Here is an 8,682-nt window from a genome sequence, read left to right on the forward strand (position 1 = left end):
TAAAATTTATTTATAAATATGGGTTCCAAATAAATTATAAATCATATCGTATTGTCAGTAGCAAATATCTTGGTTGAACTCTATATCGTGATGTGTAGGTTGAGAATTGGTTAAAACTGTCGTCGTTCAGCGAGGTTGTATTAAGCAGATTAGTCCCGCCTACCTTGAATTCCCAATGACTGTCCTTTTTACGGTACATGATGTCAGCACTCAGGAAGTCATACTCATTGTCACTAGTCTTATCACTGTTATAGTAATGGTTGTATTCATATTCAGCCCTGATGGTAAAAGAATCCCAAAAATAATAATTCAGGCTGGCAAACGGCTTGTGGTTATAGAAATTACTGGTGCCATAATCGTTTACAGAGAAGGTATAACCTACTTCAACGTTAGGGATGGTTTTATAATTAGTCCCAAAAGTTCCATTGTAGCTTTGTGATAACTGTTCGTTCACCTGGCGTATCGAATTGTCAATGGATGGTTCACCGCTTGTTAATTCAGGGTCGAAACGGAAGTTATTGTACTTACTCCAATTTACAGATACATTTGTGCCTATTTTGTAAAAGCGGGCAAAGCTTCTGTTGTATCCTGCATTGGCCGAAAGCGATTCATCAGCATAAGGAGAGTTTTCAAGTGTACCTATCTGGTTGATACCGCTAAATGCCGAAAGGTTTTTCATGGCATCCATCATATGTGTATAATTAACTGCCCCGAATATCTGTGTAAAGTTGAACATGTTATATTTTGAATACATCAGCGAGTGGTTCTGGTAAATGCCATTGTCGAGGTACCTGTTGCCCCGAAAAAGCGATTTGTAGCTGTTCATCACCAGTCCGCGGGCGAAATCAGCCACATCTGTAAAATTGGTTGTCATGCTATAGTTGTAAATCAGCCTTTCCGATTTGCGGATGTTATATTGTGCAAATACATCAGGTAATATTCTCCTAAAGTTATTTTCTACTCTGGTCCCCAATTGCTCATTCCATACATTATATTGATGGACTGTAAATCCGGGATTAAATTCGAAGCTTCCTGTAAGCCAACGGTAGTGTACACCCAGGAACAGGTCGTTGAACACATAATCTACATTGTTCTTGGTATTCTCATTCAGGTCGTTTACCGAGCCATCATCCATAGTTTGGAATAACGCTGAATTGAAGTTTTGGAAGGAATAGGTATTGCCCAGGGTAAAATTGATATTACTCTTTGATGTTACCATATAATAGTAGTCAAGTTTGGCATCTGCTTTATTTGTCTTAATGAATCTTTCCTGCGAAATGTCGTAGCGGGTAGCAGGTTCAAGTCCTAAAGAAAGATCGGGATCTGAGCCAGGGGTGCTTGGGAACGGGTTCTCTGCCAGGTTGGCGTGGTACAACGGGTCTTCATCCTGGTAAATATGCTGTGCTTCAAAGGCAAAAATGTTCTTGTCGTTTAGCGTATAATATAGATTCAGGTTCTGGTTAAACGATAATGGTTTTTGTGCTTTATCGGTATAGATGTCCTGGCTTTGCGATGTTTCGGGAAATACTTGCGACAGCAATGCATTCCCTTCTTCCTGGTTGGATGTTTTCAGGAAAGCATCATAGTCAAAATGCAGGTTGGCGTTCGGCTTATAGCTCGAACTCAACTTGAACATGGCAAATTCGCTTTTTTGCTCGGAAGTCGACTCCGTATCCTGTGTCGTTTGGGGTTCGCCTGTAACAGGGTCAAGGAGTACGCTACGGCTCACGGTTTCCATTTCAGTACGGTTGGAGTTGATAATTGTAAAGCCGCTCAGGTTCCATTTGTCGGTCACATTGTAGCTAAAGTTGCCGGCACCGAACTTAGTTTCTATTTCCTTTGCCCTGTTATTCCGCATCAGCGAAAGCCCCAGGTCATTGGAGCCGATGTTGAATGACGTGCCACTCCTGCGCATCAGGTTACGGAATCCGCCAGAGAACTTAAAGTAGTCCGACATAGTGAGTGGGAGTTCACCCGTATTATTAAAGTTGCCAATAAAATTCAGGCTGTACTTCGGGTTATAATAAAATATCTTCGGATTTAGTATGTACCGCTCCCCTTCGCCAATGCTGGCCCCGGCAGCCATATCGCCAAACCAAAAATTCTTTTTGCCGTCCTTCAGTTTGATGTTCATGGCAACATTATCTTCATTGTTCTGTACACCGCGCAACTGGCTTACTTCATTGTAATTGCGCAATACCTCCACTTTACTCACCGCATCGGCAGGGATATTTTTTACGCCCAGTTTGGTATCGCCATCAAAAAAATCTTTGCCTTCTACCATTAGTTTCGAAACACTTTTACCTTCCACTTTTACATTACCGTCAGCATCTACCTCTACGCCGGGCAGCTTTTTGAGGACGTCCTCAAGCTTTCGTTCACTACCGTTGGTAAATGAGTCGGAATTATATACAATGGTGTCTCCTTTAATGGTAACAGGCATTTCGTGGACAATCTCGACTTCATCCAGCATGATTCCAGCTTTCATAGTAATGACCTTTACCATATTTTCGGTACCGGTAGTTATGGTCTCTTCATAAGCTGCAAAGCCGATATAGCTCGCCTTGATGATATATTGGGTATTGGCGCTCAATACCAATTGGAATTTCCCTTTATCGTTGGTAATGGCATAGGAGTCCATTGCATTGGTAGCCTTGTTCACGGCCATAACGTTCCCCATTTCGAGCGGCGCTCCAAGGGAATCGCGCAGCACGCCTTCGTAACGTATGTTTTGTGAATAGGAAAAGGCAGATAGTAATAAAGCGAAGGCAAACAGTAATTTTTTCATTGTGTGTTATTGGTTATTGGTGCATAGGGGTTACCCTCCTATGCGTATAGTGCGCGTTGTCCTTATGGTTCCGGGGTTCGATGGGCCATCATTCATTTCCATCATTTCCTGCGATTTTTTTTCCATTATTTCATTAAACTCTTTCCTTGTTACGCTAGTTCCCCTTTTGGGCATTTTTATTTCAAATTTTTCTTTTGGGTTGAGTATAATTTTGGAGCATAGTAAAATTGTATTGACATCATTCACTTCCAGTATTAGCCCGGGCAACCCCCAGTAATCACCGGGACCGTTGCTTATCGGGATGTCAGGTGTATACCATGCTATAATGTTCATATCTTTTGTCGGTGCCGACGTCAGGCTTACGGCTTTATCACCTTCCTCGGGCTGCTTGGCTTTTATGACAGCCGTTGCCTTGTAGCAGGTATAATTGCCAATTTTTTTTGTTTCACCGGTCATTTTCCACTCCCGTTTTTCCAGTTGTTCGGTAATGAGGAACTCCTTTCCAAAAATCTCGGTTTCTGTAAGCGCTGTCTGGTCTTTAAGGTTTTTGTACAGGGTGCCCCCACCGTTGAAGTTTATCGAGACCATAACACTTCCGTCGCCGGAGGGTTTATTAAGCTTCTCTTCCTCCTTATATAACGATGTTGTTTTGTCAAATTGCAGTGTAAAGGTTTTTTCAAAGGCTTTTTTAAGCTGTTCCTGTATCTGGGCGTCAATCTCAGGGGGAAGGGTGCCACCTTCGGTTTTTGTTTCAGTCTCGTCAAAGTTGAAGGTCGTTTTCGACTCATAAACAGCGGTCCCCTTGAAATTTTGGGCAGATACATAAAACGAAATGAGCGCAAAAAGATAAAGCAATTTGTTTTTCATGAGTATAGATTTTTAGTTTACTTACAAATAAACTAAATTATTAGTTGTAAAACTATTTTTGTAGTTAAAAAACTAAAATCATAGTTAATGTTAGCCTCCTATAGTTATTGTCATCGATTTTGATCCTGGCTTTGGGGCATACAGGTCTTTCATCTCTTCAGATTTTTTCCTTCCAATTTCATTAAATTTTTCCTGAGTTACCTTTTGACCTTTGCTTGGTGCCTTTACTTCAACCTTTTCTTTCGGGTTTAGGGTAAGTTTAGTACAGAGCATGGTCATATTGTCTGTCGATATGCCAAGTATTAGTCCCGGCAACCCCCAATATTCGCTTGGCCCATGGCTAACCGGTATTTCGGGAGCATACCATGCAGTAACCACAATCTCCCTGCGGGGCAATGATGCCATCAGGTCGATCGCTTTGTCCGCTCCGTCAGCTTTTGGCGGTTCTATAACAATTGTATAGGTGGCTTTGTAGCAGGTATAGTTGCCAATTTTTTTAGTTTCATTTTCCAGTTTCCAGTCCGGTTTTTCTAAAGAATCCTGCACAATGAACTCTTTATCATAAAGCTCCCTTTCATAAAGTACTATTCCTTCTTTAAGATTGTTATACCTTTTTCCCGGGGTGAATGGCCGCATGCCGGCTGGGGCATTGGGGTTGAGCTTTACCACCATTTCGTATACTGATGCTGTTTTATCGAAATATAGTATGTACGAATTCTCAATCGGTTTGGAAAGCGCTTCTTTCATTTGGGCTTCCATGGCAGGATCTACACCCGTCATCTTGATGGTAGCATTTTTGCGGGTTGTAACCGATTGGTATTCGGCAACACCTTTGAACTCCTGAGCAACGGCATTGGAGCCAATTAAAAACAGTAGTAGGTAAAAGTACTTCTTCATGAATCCATTTTTTAGTTATGAAAAATATCAGTACAATGTAAGGAATTTGATTAATGCCTGCGGGGTTTGGTGTTCCGCATTTCCCTCATTTCCTCAGCCTTTTTGGAAATTATATCCATAAATTCCTTTTTCGTTACTTTTTCACCTTTGTTAGGCACTTTCAAGTCAACACCTTCGGCTGGGTTAAGAACCAGTTTTGAGCATAAAATGTTCATATTGTCGGTGCTTATGCATAATATCATTCCCGGAAGTCCCCAATAATTATCAGGGCCATGGCTCACAGGTATTTCGGGAGCATACCATGCTGTTACTACCATTTCATCGGGCAATGACCCCAGCAGGTCTGTTGCCTTTTCGTTTTCGGGTCCTGTTCTCGATGGCCTCTTGATCGTGTAGGCGGCTTTGTAGCAGGTGTAGTTACCTATTTTCTTTGTCTCATTGACCAGTTGCCACTCTCGCATCTTCAGGGAATCGGTTACTAAAAATTCCTTTCCGAAAACCTCTTTTTCCTCGATGGTTACTTTAGCCTTCAGGTCACGATAGGTTTTTCCGGTCACTAAATTTGCTGTCGTTCTTCCGTAGCCTGCGGATTTTATGTCCAGTTTTTGATTTTCCTCATAAACAGAAACTGTTTTGTCAAAATAGAGCGTGAATTGTCTTTCAACAGGTTTTGATAGCGCCTCTTTCATCCGGGCCTGCATGGCCGGGTCAAGCTTCGATATCCTGGACTCCAAATTTTTCAGGGTGGATACAGATTCATAAACGGCAATGCCTTTAAAATCCTGTGCATATAAATAAACTGTAGCCATTATGGTACAGCAGAGCAGTAATTTTTTCATAAAATTGGTTTAGGTTGGAGCTAAGAGAACAGCAAACAACTCTGGTTTAGTATGTTTATGAAAGAAAAATCTGCAAACTACCTTATTTACCCGCCAAAACGCATCCTCCTGCCGCCGCCGCCCGGCGCGCCATACATGTCCTGCATCTCCTGGATTTTTTTGGACATGATTTCGGCAAACTCTGCCTGCGTAACCTTTTCACCCTTTTTAGGTGCCTTAATTTCAGATTTTTCTTTTGGATTTAAAACTACTTTAGAGCAAAGCAGCACCGTTTTATCATCAGAAACTTCTAATATGAGTCCCGGAAGCCCCCAGTAGTTGCCCGGGCCCTGGCTTACGGGTATCTCGGGGGTGTACCAAGCGGTGATAATTTTGGTGTCGGGCATTTCCACCATCTCCATGAAGTTGGTCTTTTTTAGTTCCTCTTCACTTTTCTTCTTCATCTCTTCTTCAGCACCTTTCTTTGGGCGGTAATTCATCATGTTCGACTTGTCCACCGGGATTTCGGCTGTAGCCTTGTAGCAGGTGTAGTTGCCTATTTTTTTCGACTCGTTTACCATGACCCATTTTATTCCCGGCAGCGAATCACTAACCAGAAACTCTTTTCCGAAAATATCTTTTTCCTGCAGCATGGTTTTTTCCTTCACATTTTTATAGTGCTTTCCGCCGCCGCCCATTATAGAGCCCATCATTTTGAATCCCTGCGCCATTGGATCGTTCGGGCTGTCCAGTTTTTCCTCTTCTTCATATGTAGATGCCGTTCGGTCAAACTTCAGGACAAAGGTTTTCTCGAACATTTTTTTAACGCGGTCCTCAATCATCTTCTGCATTTCGGGAGTGATTTCCTTGTTCTGCCCGCTAAATTTCTTCATGTCTTCCATGCTGGTTTTGGATTCATAGGTAGCCACACCCTGGAAATCCTGGGCTGCTGCATTCAGCATCGAAAGTAATGCTGCTGCTAAGTAAAAAAAATGCTTCATAGTTTTCTAGGTTTACAGTTAGACGAGTATGAATTGGTTTCGTTACATGAATTTCCGGTAAAATGTGATGCTTTTAGCTGTTTAGAATAATACTGTATATGGCAATGTTATTTTTTTGTACTTTGCCATGATGAAAGCAATGCTGTCAATCCTAACGCTATTTATCATTACTGCCACTATGGCGCAGGATGCTGTCATTCCTGTAAAGTTATTCAACAGTTCCAAAGCAGGGCCGGAGCAGTATTTGGGGGCCGATAGTTATGGCTGGCAGTATACGGTGCTTGATAATGAATTGCGAAAGGAAAAGGACGGACAGGTGCTCAAGTTCAAAGCGCTTTCACTGGGCAATATTTACAGGGCCGATTTGCAGAATCCCTTACAGATCGTATTGTTCTACCGGAAATTCAATACGGTTGTGCTGCTGGACAATCAAATGAACGAAACCTCACGCATCAATTTTTCCGATATTCCCCAGCCCATCATTGCCGAGGCTGTAGGTCTTGCCTCACAAAACCGCCTATGGGTATATGATGTGGCAATGCAGCAGGTAGGGCTGTATGATTTAGCTAAGGGTAATTTTCGTACGCTGGCACCGCCATTCAATGACGGGATAAAGTATTACCAAAACGATTACAACTACTTTTATTGGATAGATGCAAATAACAACTGGTATGCGGTAAACCTTTTTGGTAAAGTCAATTCGTTGGGTAAAGTGCCCGACTTTGACCAGTTGCAGATAGTGTCATCCAATACTTTATTATATAGCAGGGGAGGGATAATGTATCAATATAATCCGGCAAAGGAGACAAGTTCTTCAATTGATGCTGTGGAAAAAAGCTTCCGTAGTTTCTATTATGCAGGGGAAATTTTGTCTATTTTTACCGACTCCGTAATTATCCACTATAAAGTAACATTACTAAAATAATGCATATAGCAGTCGCAGGCAACATTGGCGCCGGTAAGACCACACTCACAGGCCTTTTGGCAAAACATTTCAAATGGGAACCCCACTACGAGGATGTGGTGGATAATCCCTACCTTGATGATTTTTACCACCAAATGGAGCGTTGGTCGTTTAACCTGCAAATCTATTTCCTAAACAGCCGCTTTAGCCAAATCATGCAGATTCGTGAAAGTGGGAAAAACATCATACAGGACCGTACTATATATGAAGACTCGCATATTTTTGCGCCTAATCTTCATGCTATGGGCCTGATGACCAATCGTGACTTTAATAATTACAAGTCGCTTTTTGAGCTGATGGAAAAATTTGTAGGTGCTCCGGATCTGCTCATTTACCTACGCAGTTCGATACCTAACCTCGTAAAACAGATACACAGTCGCGGCCGCGATTACGAAAATTCCATTTCCATCGATTACTTGAGCCGCCTTAACGAACGCTACGAAGCCTGGATACAAAGTTATGACAAGGGCAAGCTCCTTATTATAGATGTAGATAAGTTGGATTTTGTCAATAATCCGGAAGATCTTGGTCAGATCATCAACCGTATAAACGCCGAGGTGAATGGGTTGTTTTAAACCACATTATAATTTATAGTATAAAATGTACATCGCTGCACTATATTGATTACTTCTAAGTAATAAGGTCAGACGAAAAATATTTTATAATCGCTAATTATATATTATAAAGGTCGATACGTCATCGGTCGCCCTTGCCATTACCCGCAGTATCGACTGATCAGAAACATTGATCGGTAATACCTGCAATCAAAAATGCTTTATAGTAAATCACTCGAAAAAAACTTCCATTCCCAAAGTTCACCTTATCAGATAGTTAAGAAAAAGTTTAGGAAAAAAGATTAAAAAAGATGATTTAAAAGTTTGGAAAAGCGGAAAAGGTTACTACTTTTGCACCCGCAATAACGGCAATGTTCATAGGCAAATTGACACCGCAACAAGCCTTTTAAAAAGAGGATTTTTACTATTATGTAGTGAGATGAGGATTCGGAAAAAGGATTGAAAAAAAAGTAAAAAAAGATTTGGATTGTGTTGGAAAAAGAAATTATCTTTGCCCTCCCTAACCGACAGGAAAGGAAAGCAGGTTCACTTCAAGATTTACTGAAAACGGCGCGAGAAAATAATTTCAAAAAAAGTTTTCAAAACGCTTGCGGGTTTAAAAAGAAGTTGTACTTTTGCACCCGCTAACACAGGGAGCCGTTACGGCGAACGGGGTTAGTGAGAAAATAAAGAATGATACGTTCATAGACATATTGGATTGACAGCATAAGAGAGAGTAAGAAACTCTTAGCGATTATTGAAAAAGACCTGAATAAAGATCGTAAAAATATAA

At 41.3% G+C, this 8,682-nt stretch carries 7 protein-coding genes; 2 read left to right on the top strand and 5 right to left on the bottom strand.

Annotation, left to right across the window (positions count from 1 at the left end):
• Nucleotides 1–34: 34 nt before the first annotated feature.
• The 5 genes from OGH69_RS07220 to OGH69_RS07240 form a co-directional block, all read right to left on the bottom strand.
• Nucleotides 35–2,788 (bottom strand): TonB-dependent receptor, encoded by a 2,754-nt coding sequence (locus OGH69_RS07220; protein ID WP_265173778.1) that lies wholly within the window; start codon nt 2,786–2,788, stop codon nt 35–37.
• Between the two features lie 30 nt (nt 2,789–2,818).
• Nucleotides 2,819–3,655 (bottom strand): GLPGLI family protein, encoded by an 837-nt coding sequence (locus OGH69_RS07225; RefSeq protein ID WP_265173779.1) that lies wholly within the window; start codon nt 3,653–3,655, stop codon nt 2,819–2,821.
• A gap of 90 nt (nt 3,656–3,745) precedes the next feature.
• Nucleotides 3,746–4,552, bottom strand: a complete 807-nt coding sequence (locus OGH69_RS07230; RefSeq protein ID WP_265173780.1) for a GLPGLI family protein — start codon at nt 4,550–4,552, stop codon at nt 3,746–3,748.
• Between the two features lie 50 nt (nt 4,553–4,602).
• Nucleotides 4,603–5,391 (bottom strand): GLPGLI family protein, encoded by a 789-nt coding sequence (locus OGH69_RS07235; protein ID WP_265173781.1) that lies wholly within the window; start codon nt 5,389–5,391, stop codon nt 4,603–4,605.
• 86 nt (nt 5,392–5,477) lie between these two features.
• Nucleotides 5,478–6,371, bottom strand: coding sequence for a GLPGLI family protein (locus OGH69_RS07240; RefSeq protein ID WP_265173782.1), 894 nt, complete (start codon nt 6,369–6,371; stop codon nt 5,478–5,480).
• A gap of 139 nt (nt 6,372–6,510) precedes the next feature.
• On the opposite strand from OGH69_RS07240, the gene OGH69_RS07245 reads away from it, so the two are divergent.
• Nucleotides 6,511–7,296: a hypothetical protein gene (locus tag OGH69_RS07245; protein WP_265173783.1), complete on the top strand. Its 786-nt coding sequence runs from the start codon at nt 6,511–6,513 to the stop codon at nt 7,294–7,296.
• On the top strand, nt 7,296–7,910 hold the full coding sequence (locus OGH69_RS07250) for a deoxynucleoside kinase (RefSeq protein ID WP_265173784.1): 615 nt from the start codon (nt 7,296–7,298) through the stop codon (nt 7,908–7,910). Before OGH69_RS07245 ends, OGH69_RS07250 begins: the two co-directional genes overlap by 1 nt.
• Nucleotides 7,911–8,682: the final 772 nt, after the last annotated feature.

This window comes from Flavobacterium sp. MFBS3-15 (genome assembly GCF_026107645.2).
Taxonomy (GTDB): domain Bacteria; phylum Bacteroidota; class Bacteroidia; order Flavobacteriales; family Flavobacteriaceae; genus Flavobacterium.